A 17974-nucleotide genomic window follows, 5' to 3' on the forward strand; every position below is an offset into this window, starting at 1 on the left:
TTAGTGTGCGATACTTTTTTTAGAATAGGAAGCAAAGGATTCCGTTTTTTTCTTGACAGTAAAATGATAGGTTTGTTGCCGGAACAGCCACTGAATACCAGAGTAAATTAAAATTTCAGCAATAATAAATGTCGAAAGTTTCTGTGCGGAAAGGAATAATAGCGTTAAAATTAAAAATAAGACGACACAGGTATAAAAAACGTGCTGTAATTTTTTAGAATTGATAATCGTGATTTCTTTGGTATCTTCAGTAACTTCAATGCGCCGATAAAATTGGAACCAGCCTTCATAGAACGTTAAAACATCACCAGGATCAGCCTCAATTTCAATAGGTACATTAGTAAAAAGTTTCCCTTGATGCACACCATTTTTATAAAATGTAAAATAGCGTAACGCGCCCCAAGCTGATGTTTTTCGTGTCAATGTAATCTTCATGGTTTTCACCTCCGTCTTTATTTTGCCATAGTTTCGGTAAAATTGTATCCTACTAAAGTCCGATTCTCTGATATTAGGGTCAGAATTGACAGATTACCCGATGTTGCGCAAGCAAAACAAGAGCGAAAAATTATTTTTCCTACTAATAATCAGTTCTCTTTATACAATCCATATCCAATTAGAATTGAAAATTTAACTTTCGCTTATGAGAATCGAACAATTCTTAACCAAGTGAACGTTCAAATTCCTTTAAACGAAAAAATAGCACTTTGTGGAAAAAATGGTGCTGGGAAGAGTACTTTCCTTCAACAAATTGAAGCCCGTCACCCGGCCATTTACTTTTCTCCCAAAGTCCGGTTAGGAACGTATCATCAATTAGATTATCGATTAAAAAATGATGAACCACTGTTGACTTATTTATTGAAGCGGACAAATTATTCTGAAAAGATTGTGCGTTCACTTTTATATCGGCTAGGTTTTCAACAAGAAAATTTACAGACAAAGATATCTTCTCTAAGTGGTGGCGAAGCCATAAAAATTACTTTGGCGCAATTATTTATAGAACCAAATAATATCATCTTATTGGATGAACCCACCAATTTTCTTGATTTAGACACAATCCAAGCACTTGAAGAATTTATAAGTGCCTATCAAGGAACAGTAATTTTCACCTCGCATGATGAAACGTTTGTGGAAAAAGTAGCCACCCGCACTATTTATTTAGAAAACGGGAAAATTATTGATAAATAAAAAAAGTAGACAAAAAGTCGCTATTTTAGCGACTTTTTGTTTAGACTTCTTCAATTGGTAAATAGGTGTATTCTGCAATTTCTGCGGCATGGGAGCCAGCAACATGTCCAGTGACAAATGCAGCTGTAACATTGTAGCCTCCAGTATAGCCATTAATATCTAAAAGTTCACCAGCAAAAAATAAACCATTGACTAATTTGCTCTCCATTGTTTTAGGGGTCACTTCTTTGAGGGAAATCCCACCGCCTGTGACAAAAGATTTTTCCAAAGGCAATGTTTTCGTAACAGTGAACTGAAAGTCTTTCAGTAGTTCCACAAAGGAAAGACGTTGCTTTTCTGTTAGTTGTTTGGCAGGCACTTCTTCAATTGCTAGTTTCTCTAGATAAAAAGTGAGCAGACGTTCTGGTATTAAAGAATGAAAGGCATTTTTTGCCACTTTATTTGGCTGTTCCTCAATCATGTAATCAACATTTTTCAGCACTTCTTCAAAAGATTTTGTCGGAAACACATCCAAGGCTACCGTGACAGGTTGATTGCCGTTGCGAGTTAATTCTTGGTTAATAAAACTAGAACAGCGGAGCGCGGCAGGTCCTGAAATGCCAAAATGTGTAAACAGCATATCCATTTGATGATTAACTAAAGGTTTTCCTTTTTGGTTCAAAACAGTTAAATTAATATCTTGTAAAGAGAGACCTTGCAACGTTTTATCAAGGATAAAAGGTTCTTCAGAAATAATAGGCGATTCGGTAGGGTAGAGTGGGCTGATAGTATGCCCCATTTTTTTGGCTAGTTTATAGCCATCACCAGTTGCTCCTGTGGAAGGATAAGTGCGGCCGCCAGTTGTTAATACAACACATGGTGCATAAATTTTTTCCAGTTCGGTTTCAACGCCAATTATTTGATCGTCTTTTCGTAGTAATTTTGTGACCTGTGTTTTTGTAAAAACAGTGACTCCTAATTCGTTAATGCGGTTAAATAGCGCATCAACAATTGACTTCGATTTATCTGTAACAGGGAACATGCGTCCGTGATCTTCTTCTTTTAAGTGAATACCATTGGATTCAAAAAAGTTCATGATATCATAGTTATCAAATTGTGAAAATGCGCTGTACAAAAATTTTCCATTCCCAGGAATAAATGAAATGATTTCTTCTGCGGGCCGATTATTGGTTACATTACAGCGACCGCCACCAGTCATTAATAATTTTTTCCCAACACGGCGATTTTTTTCAATCAATAATACTTGAGCACCAGCTTCTGCGGCCGCAATCGTGGCCATCATACCACTCGTCCCAGCACCGACAATAATTACATCAAATTTCTTCATAGTTCTCCTCCAATTCAATAGGTAGTGTACCATAATTACAGGATTTTTTCTGGATTTAAGGAAAAAAATAAATAAAACTAAGGAACCAGCTAATTGAAAATTTACTAACTGGCTCCTTAGTTTTATAAGAACTCGTTTACAATTTTTATTATTTTTTCTGAATGATTAGACACATCTAATGGTGATTCGATTGAAATTAATTCTTTTAATCCGTTGTTTAGTTCTATTTTCATACCATTATTATTCATGTAAAATCTTAAAATCCATTTTCTGATATTATTATCTAGGAGTACATTAAAGTAACTTTTATTATCTCGATAAAATATCCTATCCAACACTACTGTATCTTTTAAAATGAGTTTAGAAATTGTGTAAACTTCTAATTCTTCAGGAGTAGTAACTATATTATTCTCGATTTCATCTTCAGGCTGTTCAGACAAATCATCTTCTTTGTCCGAAACAGAAGTATTTAATGCAGCACTTAACTTTTCATTTACTTTTTCATTGATAAATTGATTTATTCCTTTTTTTATTATAGGTGTAAACTTATCTAATGTTTGTTTAGTTTTTACTCCGCCATAAATTTCTCCAACAAAATATTTTACAAAATCTTCTGAAGGGTCTAAAAGCTGATCTGATAAGAAAGCTTTAAATTTATTTAAATATTTCAATTCAGAAGCGCTACTTGTAATTTTATCAATATCAAATGTGTCTTTATGGAATTTAGCAATTTCTGGTATTTGTGTATCCTTCAAATTAGTTATATCAATAGTTAAAAATGGAGAGACGTCCATTTTGTTGGGTTCTTCCAAATCGGTAAAAAATTTATATTCTTTACCATTTGTTAATATTCCAAATTTTGATGTCGTAGTCCCAAAATATCTAAATAATTGAGAATCATGTTTTGTTAATTGCTCGTTGACAGATTTTGCTTCAATTAACATAGTAGGAATACTATCAATTACTATCGCATAATCTACTTTTTCCCCTTTCTTAATCCCTACATCAGCAGTAAATTCTGGAACGAATTCCAAAGGATTAAAAATGTCATAACCCAGTATTTGAAAGAAGGGCATAATTAAAGAAGTTTTGGTTGCTTCTTCGGTAGCAATATTTTCCTTTAATTTTGTTACTCTTTTACCTAACGATTTTAAATCATCTTTAAATTTTTCCATTTCCATAAATATTCCTCTTTTCTTTAAATACATCTTGATGTATAAGAGTGTATTTAATGCAAAATATCAACAAATTTTTATCTTTGCTTACTAATTTTATATTACATACTTTACAAAAATATGTCAACGCTTTCATTAGCGCAATAAAAATGCAAAAAAGAAATAAATAAAAAAATAAACGTTTGACTATGGTAATTTTTGAATTTTCAGTTAAAATAAACCTATAACAATGAGAGGATGATTAAATGGACGCAAAACAATATGTTAAAAATATTCAAGAAAAAATTCACCAATTAGACCAAGGTCAAACAGAATATTTACAAGCAGTCGATGAGTTTTTACCAACCGTAGAAGGTTTTTTAGAAAAAAATCCTCAATACATTGAAGCAAATGTTTTAGGTGTCTTGATTGAACCTGAACGTATTTTTCAATTTCGTGTGCCGTGGCAAGATGACCAGGGCAACTGGCATGTGAACAGAGGCTATCGTGTCCAATATAATTCAGCGATTGGACCATACAAAGGTGGTTTGCGGTTTCATCCAAGTGTGAATTTAAGTGTGATGAAGTTTTTGGCCTTTGAACAAATTTTTAAAAATAGTTTAACTGGTTTGCCAATCGGTGGCGGCAAAGGCGGTAGTGATTTTGATCCAAAAGGTAAGTCAGATGCTGAAGTGATGCGCTTTTGTCAAAGTTTCATGACCGAACTTCAAAAACATATTGGTCCAAGTACAGATGTTCCAGCAGGCGATATTGGCGTAGGCGCTCGTGAAATTGGTTATTTGTTTGGCATGTATAAACGCTTGCGCAACTATGATGCAGGAGTGTTGACTGGAAAACCTTTAGGATACTGGGGAAGCCAAGCAAGAACAGAAGCGACGGGTTATGGAACGGTTTATTTTGTTAAACATTTATTAGCAGATAAAAACGATACGTTTGAAGGCAAAAAAGTCGCTGTTTCTGGTAGCGGGAATGTCGCAATTTATGCCATGGAAAAAGCAACTGAGCTAGGCGCCACAGTAATCACATGTTCCGATTCGTCTGGTTTTGTCTATGATCCAGAAGGAATTGATGTGGCGTTAGTAAAAGAACTAAAAGAAAAAAATCGTGAACGCATTTCAAAATATGTTGAAACACGTAAAGGCGCAACTTATTATGATAAAGAATCTGTTTGGGATTTCGAAACAGCGTATGACATTGCGTTACCATGTGCAACACAAAATGAAATCAACGAAAAGCAAGCCGCTATTTTAGTGAAAAATGGAGTGAAAGTCGTGGCAGAAGGCGCAAATATGCCTTGTACACTAGAAGCAGTCGCCGTTTTTGCTAAATCAGCTGTAATTTATTGTCCAGGTAAAGCCGCTAATGCAGGTGGTGTTGCGGTTTCTGCATTAGAGATGAGCCAAAATGCTGAACGTTTAGCTTGGTCCTTTGAAAAAGTTGACGGTATGCTAGATCAAATTATGCAAAACATTTATGAGACTTGTCGTGATACAGCTAACGAATATCAGGCACGAGATAACTTTGTTTTAGGTGCGAATATTGCTGGCTTTGAAAAAGTAGCGGCAGCGATGCTGAGTCAAGGACTTGTTTAATAACAAAAAATGCTAGGATTTCCTAGCATTTTTTCTTGGTTTGTTTGATTAAGAGAATAAATATCTCTAATTAAATAGTTAAAATTAAACAATTGGTCTATCCAAAAGAATTTGCTTGAAAAAATGTCTAAAAACACGTAAAGTATACATGTAGTAAGTTTACTTTCGAGGAGGAAAAGGAATGTCACACATTCAATTAGATTATTCCAAATTAGCACCATTTGTTGCTGACCATGAATTGGAATACATGCAAACACAAGTCACTGCAGTGGACAAAGCATTACGTGAAGGTACAGGAGCTGGTAATGATTTTACTGGCTGGATTGATTTACCAGAAAACTATGACAAAGAAGAATTCGCGCGCATTAAAAAAGCAGCAGCAAAAATTCAATCTGACTCTGAGGTATTAGTAGTCATTGGTATCGGTGGTTCATATTTAGGTGCCCGTGCAGCAATTGAATTTTTGACACATTCATTTAATAATCTATTATCAAAAGAAGAACGGAAAGCGCCACAAATCTTCTTTGCTGGAAATAGCATCAGCTCAACTTATTTAGCTGATTTAATCAATGTGATTGGTGATCGTGATTTTTCTGTCAACGTTATTTCAAAATCTGGAACGACGACAGAACCAGCGATTGCTTTCCGCGTCTTTAAAGAGTTATTAATTAATAAATATGGCAAAGAAGAAGCCAATAAACGTATTTATGCGACAACTGACCGTGCTAAAGGAGCAGTAAAAGTTGAAGCCGATGCGGAAGGTTGGGAAACATTTGTGATTCCTGATGATGTGGGCGGTCGTTTCACTGTTTTAACGCCAGTAGGTCTTTTACCAATCGCTGTTAGCGGTGCGGATATTGATCGTTTAATGGAAGGTGCAAATGATGCACGTAAAGAATACGGCGCAACGAGCGACTTAAAAGAAAACCAAGCCTATCAATATGCTGCGTTACGTAACATTTTATATCGCAAAGGCAAAACAACTGAAATGTTAATTAACTATGAGCCTGGCATGCACTATTTCTCTGAATGGTGGAAACAATTATACGGTGAATCAGAGGGAAAAGATGGCAAAGGTATTTTCCCAGCAGCCGCAGACTTTTCAACTGACTTACATTCTATGGGTCAATATGTTCAAGAGGGTATGCGTAACTTATTTGAAACAGTGGTTAAAATTGAAAATCCACGCCATAGCATTTCAATTCCAGAACAAAATGAAGATCTAGATGGCTTAGGCTATTTACAAGGAAAAGAAATTGACTTCGTCAATACAAAAGCGTTCGAAGGTACGTTGCTTGCTCACACAGATGGTGGTGTGCCAAACATGATCGTTAAAGTGCCAACAATGGATGCTTATTCATTAGGTTATGTTATGTACTTCTTCGAAATTGCAGTGGGCATCTCAGGTTACTTAAATGGGGTTAATCCATTTGACCAACCAGGTGTTGAAGCTTACAAACGCAACATGTTCGCTTTATTAGGTAAACCAGGTTTTGAAGAATTAGCAAAAGATTTAAATGCACGCCTATAATTTAAACAGAAGAAAAGAGCCAGAAACGTAAGTGTTTCTGGCTCTTTTCTTCTGTTTAAATTATTTTTCCAAAGGTTCGTTCCATTTTTTAGGACTCCAAATAGTTCCTTCCAATGCAACTTGAAGACTTTCATTATCATCTTCTAATTGTTCAATATATTTGATGGTTTCCTCGATAATAAAAGAATTGGGCTCTTCGCTGATTGACTGAAGTTGTTCTGCTAACCATGTATTTCTCATTTTTCTTCACCTCAAAATGTAGTCTATCATAGGTGAGCTTTTTAGTAATGAAACTTGCTTATTGGTTTTCCTTTAAAATAGCATAAATTCGTTCAATATCCGCTTGAGTACCTCTTAATTCATAGTCAGCTAAGAAGGGGAAGTTAAATTGTTCCGCATACTGTTTAGCTGTCAGGCAGTATTGGTGGTTAAAGTTTTTATTGCCGCTGCCCACCACGCCAGAGCAATAACGATAATTATTTTCAAAAGCAAGATATTCTCGCATGACTTCTGTTAAAATTTCGGTATTGCCGTTGTTGATGCCATCGCCACCATCTAAATAGGTAGGCACAAAAGTAAAAAATGGTTCTGTTTCTACTTCTAACGGAGAATTTTCCGAAATTTCTTTGAAAGTAATCGTAGGATTTTTTTCGTTTTGCTGATGTTGCTCTTCAGCATAAGTTGTTAAACGTTGAACAAATGAGCGTGTATTACCAGAGATTGAAATATATCGTATATTCATCAGAGATCCCTCCAAATAAATTTAATTGTTTACGTAAGTATAGCACATCTATGTGAAAAAAATTCAAGATCAATAATTATAAAGCGAAAAAAATAATGCCTTTTTATTACCTATTATAAAAGTGAAAATTTGTTATTTTAATTCATTTGGGTAAGTATTGAATTTTGCGAAAAACTTTGCTAAGATGGTAGAGTATTGAATAAAGAATGGTTGGGCGAAAGCTTCAAGGATTCAGTTCTTCAAGGGGTGAGAAGAACAATTTTTGAGTTTGCGCCTTTTTGCATACCTAAAACAAAAGGGCTGAGCGTATCTCTATTTCGCTAGTCCTTTTTCTTATATGCTAAAGGTGTAAAAACTAAGGAGGTGGAGACAATGGTACAAGAAGTACTAGAGCAAATCAAGGCAGCGGAAGATGCGGTGGAAGAGCATCGGCAACAAGCTAAGATGAATTGTCGTTTATATGAAGAACAGAAGCAAGAACGTTTAGCTAAACTACGTCAAGAGAGTGAAGAAGCTGTTGAAAAAGTGCTGACGGATTCACTAGCAACGCAAGAAAAGATGTTACAACTTGAAAAAGAACAACTTTTAGATGAAACAAAGCGCACTGAACAAGCGCTTCACGAACGTTACGAAGCGAACAAAGAACAAGTCATTGATTCAATTATTGAGAGGGTGAAAGACGTTTATGGCAGTTAGTAAAATGGAAAAAATGACAATAATTGCCGCTGCCGAAAAAGAAGCAGCAATTCTACAAGCCATTCAAGGCTTGCAAATTGTCGAAGTAAAACGGATTTTTCATTCGCCTGAAGAAGAACAAGCCTTAAAGAGTCAATATTCTTTTTTACAAGCAGAACAGTCAACTGAACAGCTACGTAAATATGAAACGATGCTACAACAATTGCAAGAGCTTCTTTTATTTTTGACACGCTCTTCAGGAAAAGGCTTAAAGATAAAAAGAAAAGTCTACACCTTAGAAGAGTTGGAACAAACCTTTGATGAAGAAACATTACAAAGCTATTTGACGGAATTAAAGAATATTCAAGAATCTTTGAAACAAATTCAAACGGATCGTCAAGGATTAGAAGCTGAAGAAGAATTATTAGGCCGCTGGCAATATCTGGATATTTTACCGCATAAACAGCAGTTAAAAAGTAGTTATGTCGTTCATGGTTCGATAAATCTAGCCAATAAAGCCAGTTTCTTGAGCGCTTTGTCTCAATGGCCAACGGTTTATTTTGAAGAAATTTATCAAAGTATGCATCATAGTTACTTTACACTCGTTTACCTGAAGGAACATCAGCAGAGTGTAACCGAGTTATTAAACCAATATAGTTTTGAACCACTCCAATACCGTTATGATGTTCCACCTAAAGAGGCATATCAACAAGTCAAAGAACGATATGAAATTTTACAAAAAGAAGAAAAAACCTTAAAGCAACAACTGGCTTCTTATCATGATTTCTATGAAACGTTTTGCTTGGCTGAAGAAGTCTTATTGGCGGTTATCCAAAGAGAACAAGCACGTCAACATTTGTTAAATGCTTCATCATTTTTCATCTTGCAAACGTGGATTCCAGTCGAAGAAAAAGCCGAGATTTTGACAGCGATTGAAGAAAAAGTTCCTAAGGACGAAATAGCTCTTACTTTTGAAAATCCTACGAAGGCGGAAATTGAGACGGATATACCAGTTAAATTAGCGAATAATAAATTGGTGCAGCCGTTTGAAATGTTAACAGAGATGTATAGCTTACCAAAATATGAAGAAGTTGATCCGACACCTGCGATGATGCCGTTTTATCTAGTCTTTTTTGGTATGATGGTAGCGGATATTGGCTATGGCTTACTGATGCTACTCTTGTCTATTATTGCTCTGAAAGCATTTGTTTTACCGAGAGGCATGAAACGTTTTGCCGACTTTTTCTTGATTTTATCATTTCCAACAATTATTTGGGGCTTCATTTACGGTTCGTTTTTCGGTGCAGCATTACCGCCAATAATGTTTGGAATCAAATCACCATTTCCGATTTTATCAACGACCGAAGATGTAAATACGATTCTTATTTTATCGGTTATTTTTGGGTTTATCCAATTGGTTGTCGGTTTAATGATTAATGGGATTCAGTTATCAAAACAAAAGCGCTATTTAGATAGTATTAACGAAAGTTACGCTTGGTTAGGGATTTTGTTTGGTTTAGCATTGTTAGTCGTTGGTAAATTAGTGGTTAAAAATGAAGGCTTATTTACAGCAGGTGCGATTTTAGCTAGCCTTTCTGCCATTGCAATTATTGTGATTCCAATGATTCAATCGAAGGCCAAATTAAAAGGCTTAGCCAAAGGACTGTATGGACTATACGGTGTGACAGGTTATGTCGGTGATTTAGTTAGTTATACACGTTTGATGGCGTTAGGAATTGCTGGGGGAAGTATTGCTTCAGCGTTTAATATGCTCGTAGAGTTCATGCCGCCAGTTGCCCGTTTTAGCGTGGGCATCTTGCTGTTAATTGTTTTACATGCGTTAAACATATTCTTATCGTTATTAGGTGCTTATGTTCATGGCGCACGTTTGCAATATGTTGAGTTCTTTGGAAAATTTTACACAGGCGGTGGCCGGGCGTTTAATCCGCTAAAAACAAAAGAAAAGTATGTCAATGTTGAGAAAAAATAGAAAATTATTTATTGGAGGAAAATAGAGATGATGGATTACTTAATTAATAATAATGGTGGAATTGTTTTTGCAGTATTAGGAATGGCGATGGCGACAATTTTTGCTGGGATTGGATCAGCCAAAGGGGTTGGCTTTACTGGGGAAGCAGCAGCAGCTTTAACGACGGAGCAGCCAGAAAAATTTGGTCAAGCGTTAATTTTACAGTTATTACCAGGTACACAAGGACTATACGGTTTCGTTATTGCTTTCTTAATTTATATTAACTTAGGAAACGATATGAGTATGGTTCAAGGGTTGAACTATTTTGTAGCAGCTTTACCAATTGCTTTTGCAGGATTGTTCTCTGGGATTGCCCAAGGTCGTGTGGCCGCTGCGGGGATTCAAATTTTAGCGAAGAAACCAGAACATGCAACAAAAGGAATTATCTATGCTGCCATGGTTGAAACTTATGCCATCTTAGGGTTCGTAATTTCCTTCTTACTTGTATTGAACGTCAAATAATTGAGGAGGCAGATGGATGGATGCCATTGAAAAAATCATCAGTGAAATTAAGCAGCAAGGAAAGCAAGAAGTCGAAGCCTATGTCACCAGTGAACAAACGCGCATCGATCAAGAATTCCAAGCAGCACAACAAGAAATTTTGCTGAAGCAAGAACATGAAATAGAAAAACGACAACAACAATTATTAAAAGAATTTAAACAACGCCAACAACGGCAAACACTAGAAATTCGTCAGGATGCATTAAATAAAAAACAAGCATATCTTAACCAATTATTTGACGAAGTGGTCTTAAAGATGAGTGAATGGTCAGCGGAAGAATTTCAACAATTCATGAAAGCACAATTAGGTTCACTTGAATTAACAGGAAAAGCGACCATTCTTTTAGGAGAGTATTCTCAAACGAAAGTGACGCAAGAATGGCTGACCGCCCTTTCTGATGCTACTGTTCAATGGGAGCTTTCAGAGGAAGTTGTTCCAAAAGAAAGTGGCTTTATCGTTGCAAAAGACGGTTTGGATTATAATTTTCTCTTTTCAGCATTAGTTGAAGAGATTCAAAAAACAGAAGGCTTTAAAGTAGCAGAAAAACTTTTCAGTTAAGAAGGGAGGACGTAGCATGAGAAAACCAACGTATCATCAAATTAATCCGCTGATTCGTTTAAAAGAAACGGAGCTGCTTTCTGAGCAACAGTTTCAACAACTTTTAGAAGCGGAAACAGTTGAAGACGTTAAAAATATGTTAAAAAGTACGGTTTATCAACCTTATTTAACCGAAACTTTTGAAGAAAAATTTGACTACCATTCTTCTGAAGCGCTGGGAAATCTTTATCGCTGGTTATATGAAATGGCTCCAGAACCAGCTGTAGTAACGTTGTATACGATGCGTTTTACCTTCCATAACTTGAAAATTTTGACGAAAGCTGAGCAAACAGGTAAAGATTTTGATTATCTTTATTTAGAGGATGGTCGTTATTCTCTAAACACAGTCAAAAGTGCCATTCATACAAAAAACTCTTCCGAACTTGAGCCAGCATTATTAGAAGTGATTCGTGATGTTTTTGCCTATCTGGAAGAGGGCGGTTTACCACAAGCAATTGATATCCTTTATGATCGAGCATTTTTACAGCAACAACGAAAATTGGCGGATGAATTGGGCTATGAAGAGTTAACGAAGGAAGTCATCGCTTTTATTGATTTAACCAATCTATCAACGATGGCTAGAGGGATTGTTCAACATCAAAACAGTAACTTTTTATCAACCGTGCTTTCTAGCGCTGGCAGTCTCTCAAAGAAAGAACTGTTGACCTATGCGGAAAAGTCACTTGTAGAATTTACAGCATTTGTCAGAACAACGAATTACGGACAACTATTAGAAAAGATTATCAATAAAGAAACCAATGAATTAAATTTATTGGCTTTTGAAAAACTCAAAGATGATTACCTGACCTCAATGTATGAAAACGGTCGAACGGTCGCTTTTGGGCCGCTCCCATTACTAGCCTTTTTGAATGCGAAAGAAGTTGAATGGAAAAATTTGCGTTTAATTTTGGTCGGAAAACATAGTGGGTTTTCAAATGAAAAAATTCGAGAAAGGATGCGAAAAGTCAATGGGGTATAAAATTGGTGTCATTGGAGACAAAAATTCAATCTTACCATTTAAACTGTTTGGCTTTGAGGTCCATCATGCCATTTCAGAAATGCAAGTTAGAGAAGCCATTGAAACTATGGCAAAAAATAAGTTTGGGGTCATTTTCATAACGGAAGAAGCCTCTACTTTAGCAGAAGAAACGATTGAACGATACAAAGAACAAGTGACACCAGCGATTATTTTAATCCCAAGTCATAATGGTACAATCGGAATCGGTTTAAGTGAGATTGAAAAAAATGTTGAAAAAGCAATTGGACAAAATATTTTATAATGCAAAGGAGAATGAGCGTGCAAATTGGAAAAATTGTCAAAGTTTCAGGTCCTTTGATTTTAGCTGAAAACATGTCAGATGCTAGTATCCAAGACATTTGTCATGTAGGAGATTTAGGCGTTATCGGAGAGATTATTGAAATGCGAGGCGACGTCGCTTCGATTCAAGTATATGAAGAAACAACAGGCATTGGACCAGGAGAACCAGTTATTTCAACAGGAGAACCATTATCTGTTGAATTAGCCCCAGGTTTAATTGCCGAAATGTTTGATGGTATTCAACGACCATTGGATACATTTCAAGAAGTAACCCACAGTAACTTTTTAGGCCGTGGCGTTAAAATTGATGCGTTAGATCGTGAGAAAAAATGGACGTTTGAACCGACTGTGGCAGTTGGTGAAGAAGTGTCGGCAGGTGACATCGTCGGTGTGGTTCAAGAAACAGCGATTATTCAACATAAAATTATGGTGCCTTTCGGCGTTTCAGGAACGATTGCCGAAATTAAAGCAGGGGATTTTGCCATTGATGAAACAGTTTATTCAGTGGAAACGGCTAAAGGAACAGAAAGTTTTAGCATGATGCAAAAATGGCCCGTTCGGCGGGGACGTCCCATTTTAGAAAAACTAAGTCCCAAAGTACCGATGGTGACCGGACAACGCGTAATTGATACCTTTTTCCCAATTACGAAAGGCGGAGCGGCAGCAGTTCCAGGACCATTTGGCGCTGGAAAAACAGTCGTTCAGCACCAAATTGCCAAGTGGGCCGATGTCGACTTAGTCGTTTACGTTGGTTGTGGGGAACGCGGGAATGAAATGACAGATGTTTTAAATGAATTTCCAGAATTAATTGATCCAACAACTGGTGAGTCTTTGATGAATCGGACGATTTTAATTGCGAATACGTCAAATATGCCGGTAGCGGCACGGGAAGCCTCGATTTATACAGGGATTACCATTGCAGAATATTTCCGTGATATGGGTTACTCAGTCGCAATTATGGCGGATTCTACTTCTCGTTGGGCAGAAGCGTTACGAGAAATGAGTGGCCGGTTAGAAGAAATGCCTGGTGATGAAGGCTATCCAGCCTATTTAGGTAGCCGCTTAGCTGAATATTATGAACGAGCAGGACAAGTCATCGCGTTAGGAAAAGATCATCGTGAAGGAAGCATTACGGCGATTAGTGCGGTTTCGCCATCTGGTGGGGACATATCAGAACCTGTCACCCAAAATACGTTACGCGTTGTTAAAGTATTCTGGGGCTTAGATTCTCAATTAGCACAAAAGCGTCATTTTCCTTCTATTAACTGGTTGCAAAGTTATTCTCTTTACTCCACAGAAGTAGGGCAATATTTAGACTTGGAATTGCAAGGAAACTGGGCCGCTATGGTAGCTGAAGGGATGCGGATTTTACAAGAGGAATCTCAACTGGAAGAAATTGTTCGCTTGGTTGGGATTGATTCCTTGTCGGATAAAGACCGTTTAACGTTGGAAACAGCCAAATCATTACGGGAAGACTATTTGCAACAAAATGCTTTTGATGACGTGGATACGTTCACTTCTCGAACAAAACAAGCGAAAATGTTGCAATTGATTCTAACTTTTGGTGAAGAAGGTCAAAAAGCCTTAAGTTTAGGCACTTATTTCTCTGAGTTAATGGCGGGAACAGTTGAAATCCGCGATCGCATTGCTCGTAGCAAGTATTTACCAGAAGAAGAATTAGAAAAATTGGATCGTTTACAAGCAGAAATTAAAACAACGATAAAAGAAATCATTGCTGAAGGAGGAATGACGAATGATTAAAGAATATCGTACAATCAATGAAGTCGTTGGTCCTCTGATGATTGTTGAAAAAGTGGCAGGCGTAAAGTACGAAGAATTAATTGAAGTACGCATGCAAAATGGCGAAATTCGCCAAGGGCAAGTTTTAGAAATCAATGGAGATAAAGCGATGGTCCAAATTTTTGAAGGAACGAGTAACATCAATATTCGTGATTCAAAAGTTCGCTTTCTGGGACATCCTTTAGAATTAGGGGTTTCGCCAGATATGATGGGGCGCGTTTTTGACGGCTTAGGTCGCTTAAAAGATAATGGACCAGAATTATTACCTGAGAAAAAATTAGATATTAACGGCGAAGTTATCAATCCAGTTGCTCGTGATTATCCCGATGAGTTCATCCAAACAGGGATTTCAGCGATTGACCATTTAAATACCTTAGTTCGTGGTCAAAAATTACCTGTTTTTTCAGCATCTGGCTTACCTCATAAAGAATTAGCGGCACAAATTGCCAGACAAGCCAACGTGTTAAATAGTGAAGAAGAATTTGCCGTAGTTTTTGCGGCCATTGGGATTACCTTTGAAGAAGCGGAATATTTTATGGAAGATTTCCGTCAAACAGGCGCAATTGATCGTTCAGTCTTGTTTATGAACTTAGCGAATGATCCAGCCATTGAACGGATTGCAACACCTAGAATGGCTTTGACAGCCGCTGAATATTTAGCTTATGAAAAGGGCATGCATGTCTTAGTTATCATGACGGATATGACCAATTATTGCGAAGCGTTGCGAGAAATTTCAGCAGCACGCCGTGAAGTTCCAGGACGTCGTGGTTACCCGGGTTATCTTTACACGAACTTAGCAACGTTGTATGAACGAGCAGGCCGAATTCGTGGCTCAAAAGGTTCCGTAACACAGATTCCTATTTTAACAATGCCAGAGGAGGATAAAACACATCCAATTCCCGATTTAACTGGCTATATTACAGAAGGGCAAATTATCTTGTCCCGGGAACTATATAAGAGCGGTATCCAACCACCAATTGATGTCTTGCCATCACTTTCCCGTCTTAAAGACAAAGGAACTGGCGAAGGCAAAACGCGCGGGGATCACGCAGCGACGATGAATCAATTGTTCTCAGCCTATGCACAAGGGAAACAAGCCAAAGAATTAGCTGTCATTTTAGGAGAATCAGCTCTTTCTGATGTCGATAAAATTTACGCAGCTTTTGCCCAACGTTTTGAAGAAGAATATGTCAATCAAGGATTCGATACAAACCGTTCGATTGAAGAAACGTTAGATCTTGGGTGGGAACTATTAAGTATGCTACCGAGAACAGAACTAAAACGAATTAAAGAGGATATGCTCGATCAATATTTAACTGAAGGGAAGTAGAAAAATGGCTCGATTAAATGTTAATCCAACCCGTATGGAACTTTCCCGATTGAAAAAACAGTTAACTACGGCCACGAGAGGTCATAAGTTGCTGAAAGACAAACAAGATGAATTGATGCGACGGTTTATTGCGCTAGTCAAAGAAAACAATGAGTTACGTATTCAGGTTGAACAAGAAGTGACGGATGCGTTATCAAATTTTGTATTGGCAAACGCAACGTTGAACGAAGCCTTTATTGAAGAGTTAGTGGCAATTCCAGCCGAAAAAGTTGAATTAGAAATTATTGAACAGAACATCTTAAGTGTGCCAGTTCCTAAAATGATTTTTGATTACGATGAATCGGTTCAAGAAGCACCCTTAGATTATGGCTACGTGAATTCAAACAGCGAGCTTGATCAAGCTTTTGCTAAAATTTCAAGCATTTTACCGAAATTATTAGCACTTGCAAATGTTGAAAAGACGTGCCAATTATTATCAAAAGAAATTGAAAAAACGCGTCGTCGTGTCAACGCCTTAGAGTATATGACGATTCCGCAATTAGAAGAAACAATTTACTACATTCAAATGAAATTAGAAGAAAATGAACGTGGCGAAATTACACGTTTAATTAAAATTAAAAGCATGAACAAAGAAAATTAGTGGTTAGAAAGAACGAGTGCGAAGCCAGTTGGTAGCTTTCGTGCTCGTTTTTAATAAAAAAGGGAGTGGAAAAAATGAAAAATGAAGAACGCCGCAAAGCGATTGCACTGAATTGTCAAAAATACGAAAGTGATTATGCTCGCTTGGTGGAACCAATCAATGAGCTACTGTTAAACTTGGGAGCGGCTATTTCAGAAGAAGCCGCGAAGCAAATCATTCTGAATGTAAAACGCTATCATCACGGCGTGAAATATCTTCCTGAGTGTCATTTAGATGAAAGTAACCAGTTTATCGAAGATGGGCTTGAAGCTCTCAAAAAGGGAGATTTAGGCAACGGTGCGTTACAACTATTTGGGGCTGGCTTAAACTTTGCTAGTTTTGCAGCAAAAGCACAAGGAACCAAAAAAATTGATGCCCACCAAATGTTGGCAGAACGTTTTACGAAGTTGTTGTCTGTACAAACGGATAATGATAACAAACAATAAGAAAAATACCCTTAGTTTATTAAGACGACTTAATAAACTAAGGGTATTTTTTTAACTGTTATTGATTAGGATATTCAGACACCTGTAATTGCCATAACTTATCTGTCACTGAAGCAATAAACGCAGCACTCTTAGCATTATCAGGTCCTTTAGTAAAAATTGCTAAAGCAAAGGGGTGAGGTGTTTCTAAAATCCCCATATCATGAATAAATTCATCATAGGAACCAATTTTATGAGCAACTTTTCCTTGAGTTGTGGGAGTTTCCATTCTTTCATGGAAAACACTTTGTTTCATAGAATCATAAATCGCTTGGTAATCTGGTTTTGTTGCTTTTTCAGTATATAATTTTTGTAGAATAACTAGCGCATCTTCCGAAGAAAATTGTGGTTCTTCAATCGAAGGTGACTTGTGCAAATAACGCTGATACATTTCTCGTTTTGCTTTTGCATCACCACCCAATGTATCATAGAGCATATTTTTAGCGATATTATCAGAATAGGTGATGGCATATTCTTGTAACGTTTTTAATGGATATTCTGGTTGGATATTATAGGCAATGATCCCAGTTCCTTCTTCATAATCTTCTTCGGCGTTATAGGGAATCAGGTCTGTCCATTTTTTTTGACCAGAAGCAACCGTGTCAGCGACTAACATCGTCAGTGGCACTTTAATAGTACTAGCTGTATAAAATTCATGTTGGCCATTCACGGAACGCTGTTCGCCAGTTTCTAAATCCAAATAACTAATCCCGACCGTTCCTTCAAATTCTTTGACAGAAGCGACGAGCAGGTCATTTATTTTATCAAAAAATACTGTATTTGCTGAATTATTTTCTTCCTTGTCTTTCGTATGTTTCTCATGTTTGGCGGAATCAATTGTAACTTTTTGTTCAGATTCTTTGGCATAATCTTCGCCGCGACTTGAGAAGAAGAAGCCCACAATTAGGAAAAAGCAAAGAAAGAAAATGGTGCCGTAAAGTGAGAGTTGCTGTTTGTTCAATGTAAAACCCTTTCCGTTTCTCTAATAGATATTTTTCTCAACTCCT

18 protein-coding genes, 1 pseudogene and 1 other annotated feature are annotated in these 17974 nt (G+C 36.9%); of the genes and pseudogenes, 13 read left to right on the forward strand and 6 right to left on the reverse strand.

Features of this window, described 5'->3' with window-relative positions:
* Entirely contained in the window at positions 1–507 is a 507-nt protein-coding gene (locus tag IGK03_RS06325; protein ID WP_002357693.1) for a hypothetical protein, read from the reverse strand.
* On the opposite strand from IGK03_RS06325, the pseudogene IGK03_RS06330 reads away from it, so the two are divergent.
* Positions 508–1185: pseudogene (locus IGK03_RS06330) on the forward strand (ATP-binding cassette domain-containing protein); the annotation flags it as partial. It abuts the gene before it with no gap.
* A 40-nt stretch (positions 1186–1225) separates the two neighbouring features.
* On the opposite strand, the gene IGK03_RS06335 reads toward IGK03_RS06330, so the two are convergent.
* Together IGK03_RS06335 and IGK03_RS06340 are read right to left on the reverse strand one after the other, a co-directional pair.
* Positions 1226–2512 carry an NAD(P)/FAD-dependent oxidoreductase gene (locus IGK03_RS06335; protein ID WP_002361770.1) on the reverse strand — a complete coding sequence of 429 codons (1287 nt, stop codon included), beginning with the start codon at positions 2510–2512 and terminating at the stop codon, positions 1226–1228.
* Between the two features lie 122 nt (positions 2513–2634).
* Positions 2635–3693, reverse strand: coding sequence for a type I restriction endonuclease (locus IGK03_RS06340; protein ID WP_002357690.1), 1059 nt, complete (start codon positions 3691–3693; stop codon positions 2635–2637).
* Positions 3694–3932: 239 nt separating this feature from the next.
* On the opposite strand from IGK03_RS06340, the gene gdhA reads away from it, so the two are divergent.
* Both gdhA and IGK03_RS06350 read left to right on the forward strand, forming a co-directional pair.
* Positions 3933–5279, forward strand: coding sequence for an NADP-specific glutamate dehydrogenase (gene gdhA, locus IGK03_RS06345; protein WP_002360402.1), 1347 nt, complete (start codon positions 3933–3935; stop codon positions 5277–5279).
* Between the two features lie 181 nt (positions 5280–5460).
* A complete protein-coding gene (locus IGK03_RS06350) occupies positions 5461–6810 on the forward strand; it encodes a glucose-6-phosphate isomerase (RefSeq protein ID WP_002357685.1) in 1350 nt (449 codons plus the stop codon).
* 60 nt (positions 6811–6870) lie between these two features.
* On the opposite strand, the gene IGK03_RS06355 is transcribed toward IGK03_RS06350, so the two are convergent.
* Both IGK03_RS06355 and nrdI read right to left on the reverse strand, forming a co-directional pair.
* Positions 6871–7050 carry a hypothetical protein gene (locus IGK03_RS06355; RefSeq protein WP_002357684.1) on the reverse strand — a complete coding sequence of 60 codons (180 nt, stop codon included), beginning with the start codon at positions 7048–7050 and terminating at the stop codon, positions 6871–6873.
* 58 nt (positions 7051–7108) lie between these two features.
* A complete protein-coding gene (nrdI, locus tag IGK03_RS06360) occupies positions 7109–7552 on the reverse strand; it encodes a class Ib ribonucleoside-diphosphate reductase assembly flavoprotein NrdI (protein ID WP_002389303.1) in 444 nt (147 codons plus the stop codon).
* A 208-nt stretch (positions 7553–7760) separates the two neighbouring features.
* Positions 7761–7808 (forward strand) — a sequence feature (sodium ion sensor (DUF1646 type); this cis-regulatory element may regulate processes involved in with the transportation of sodium ions).
* A gap of 116 nt (positions 7809–7924) precedes the next feature.
* On the opposite strand from nrdI, the gene IGK03_RS06365 reads away from it, so the two are divergent.
* The 10 genes from IGK03_RS06365 (at position 7925) to IGK03_RS06410 (ending at position 16928) form a co-directional block, all read left to right on the forward strand.
* Positions 7925–8248: a hypothetical protein gene (locus IGK03_RS06365; protein WP_002391201.1), complete on the forward strand. Its 324-nt coding sequence runs from the start codon at positions 7925–7927 to the stop codon at positions 8246–8248.
* Positions 8238–10217, forward strand: coding sequence for a V-type ATP synthase subunit I (locus IGK03_RS06370; protein WP_033624955.1), 1980 nt, complete (start codon positions 8238–8240; stop codon positions 10215–10217). The genes IGK03_RS06365 and IGK03_RS06370 overlap by 11 nt, the downstream gene beginning before the upstream one ends.
* Positions 10218–10244: 27 nt before the next feature.
* Positions 10245–10718, forward strand: coding sequence for a V-type ATP synthase subunit K (locus IGK03_RS06375; RefSeq protein ID WP_002363905.1), 474 nt, complete (start codon positions 10245–10247; stop codon positions 10716–10718).
* A 16-nt stretch (positions 10719–10734) separates the two neighbouring features.
* Positions 10735–11316 carry a V-type ATP synthase subunit E gene (locus IGK03_RS06380; RefSeq protein WP_002365627.1) on the forward strand — a complete coding sequence of 194 codons (582 nt, stop codon included), beginning with the start codon at positions 10735–10737 and terminating at the stop codon, positions 11314–11316.
* 16 nt (positions 11317–11332) lie between these two features.
* Entirely contained in the window at positions 11333–12334 is a 1002-nt protein-coding gene (locus tag IGK03_RS06385) for a V-type ATPase subunit (RefSeq protein WP_002398269.1), read from the forward strand.
* Complete coding sequence (locus IGK03_RS06390; RefSeq protein ID WP_002357676.1) at positions 12324–12635, forward strand: V-type ATP synthase subunit F; 312 nt, start codon at positions 12324–12326, stop codon at positions 12633–12635. The genes IGK03_RS06385 and IGK03_RS06390 overlap by 11 nt, the downstream gene beginning before the upstream one ends.
* A gap of 17 nt (positions 12636–12652) precedes the next feature.
* Complete coding sequence (locus IGK03_RS06395; protein ID WP_010713426.1) at positions 12653–14434, forward strand: V-type ATP synthase subunit A; 1782 nt, start codon at positions 12653–12655, stop codon at positions 14432–14434.
* Positions 14427–15803 carry a V-type ATP synthase subunit B gene (locus tag IGK03_RS06400; RefSeq protein WP_002357674.1) on the forward strand — a complete coding sequence of 459 codons (1377 nt, stop codon included), beginning with the start codon at positions 14427–14429 and terminating at the stop codon, positions 15801–15803. The genes IGK03_RS06395 and IGK03_RS06400 overlap by 8 nt, the downstream gene beginning before the upstream one ends.
* Before the next feature lie 4 nt (positions 15804–15807).
* Entirely contained in the window at positions 15808–16443 is a 636-nt protein-coding gene (locus IGK03_RS06405; protein ID WP_002357673.1) for a V-type ATP synthase subunit D, read from the forward strand.
* A gap of 74 nt (positions 16444–16517) precedes the next feature.
* On the forward strand, positions 16518–16928 hold the full coding sequence (locus IGK03_RS06410) for a hypothetical protein (RefSeq protein WP_002371185.1): 411 nt from the start codon (positions 16518–16520) through the stop codon (positions 16926–16928).
* 58 nt (positions 16929–16986) lie between these two features.
* Here the strand turns inward: IGK03_RS06410 and IGK03_RS06415 are convergent, their stop codons facing one another.
* Complete coding sequence (locus IGK03_RS06415) at positions 16987–17868, reverse strand: serine hydrolase (protein WP_033625285.1); 882 nt, start codon at positions 17866–17868, stop codon at positions 16987–16989.
* Between the last annotated feature and the right edge of the window lie 106 nt (positions 17869–17974).

It is taken from the genome of Enterococcus sp. DIV2453a (assembly GCF_050533535.1).
Taxonomy (GTDB): domain Bacteria; phylum Bacillota; class Bacilli; order Lactobacillales; family Enterococcaceae; genus Enterococcus; species Enterococcus faecalis.

Excerpts from the sequence above, each read along its gene's own strand:
- IGK03_RS06335 (WP_002361770.1), bottom strand. The coding sequence starts at position 2,512 with ATGAAGAAATTTGATGTAATTATTGTCGGTGCTGGGACGAGTGGTATG.
- IGK03_RS06340 (WP_002357690.1), bottom strand. The coding sequence starts at position 3,693 with ATGGAAATGGAAAAATTTAAAGATGATTTAAAATCGTTAGGTAAAAGA.
- gdhA (WP_002360402.1), top strand. The coding sequence starts at position 3,933 with ATGGACGCAAAACAATATGTTAAAAATATTCAAGAAAAAATTCACCAA.
- IGK03_RS06350 (WP_002357685.1), top strand. The coding sequence starts at position 5,461 with ATGTCACACATTCAATTAGATTATTCCAAATTAGCACCATTTGTTGCT.
- IGK03_RS06355 (WP_002357684.1), bottom strand. The coding sequence starts at position 7,050 with ATGAGAAATACATGGTTAGCAGAACAACTTCAGTCAATCAGCGAAGAG.
- nrdI (WP_002389303.1), bottom strand. The coding sequence starts at position 7,552 with ATGAATATACGATATATTTCAATCTCTGGTAATACACGCTCATTTGTT.
- IGK03_RS06365 (WP_002391201.1), top strand. The coding sequence starts at position 7,925 with ATGGTACAAGAAGTACTAGAGCAAATCAAGGCAGCGGAAGATGCGGTG.
- IGK03_RS06370 (WP_033624955.1), top strand. The coding sequence starts at position 8,238 with ATGGCAGTTAGTAAAATGGAAAAAATGACAATAATTGCCGCTGCCGAA.
- IGK03_RS06375 (WP_002363905.1), top strand. The coding sequence starts at position 10,245 with ATGATGGATTACTTAATTAATAATAATGGTGGAATTGTTTTTGCAGTA.
- IGK03_RS06380 (WP_002365627.1), top strand. The coding sequence starts at position 10,735 with ATGGATGCCATTGAAAAAATCATCAGTGAAATTAAGCAGCAAGGAAAG.
- IGK03_RS06385 (WP_002398269.1), top strand. The coding sequence starts at position 11,333 with ATGAGAAAACCAACGTATCATCAAATTAATCCGCTGATTCGTTTAAAA.
- IGK03_RS06390 (WP_002357676.1), top strand. The coding sequence starts at position 12,324 with ATGGGGTATAAAATTGGTGTCATTGGAGACAAAAATTCAATCTTACCA.
- IGK03_RS06400 (WP_002357674.1), top strand. The coding sequence starts at position 14,427 with ATGATTAAAGAATATCGTACAATCAATGAAGTCGTTGGTCCTCTGATG.
- IGK03_RS06405 (WP_002357673.1), top strand. The coding sequence starts at position 15,808 with ATGGCTCGATTAAATGTTAATCCAACCCGTATGGAACTTTCCCGATTG.
- IGK03_RS06410 (WP_002371185.1), top strand. The coding sequence starts at position 16,518 with ATGAAAAATGAAGAACGCCGCAAAGCGATTGCACTGAATTGTCAAAAA.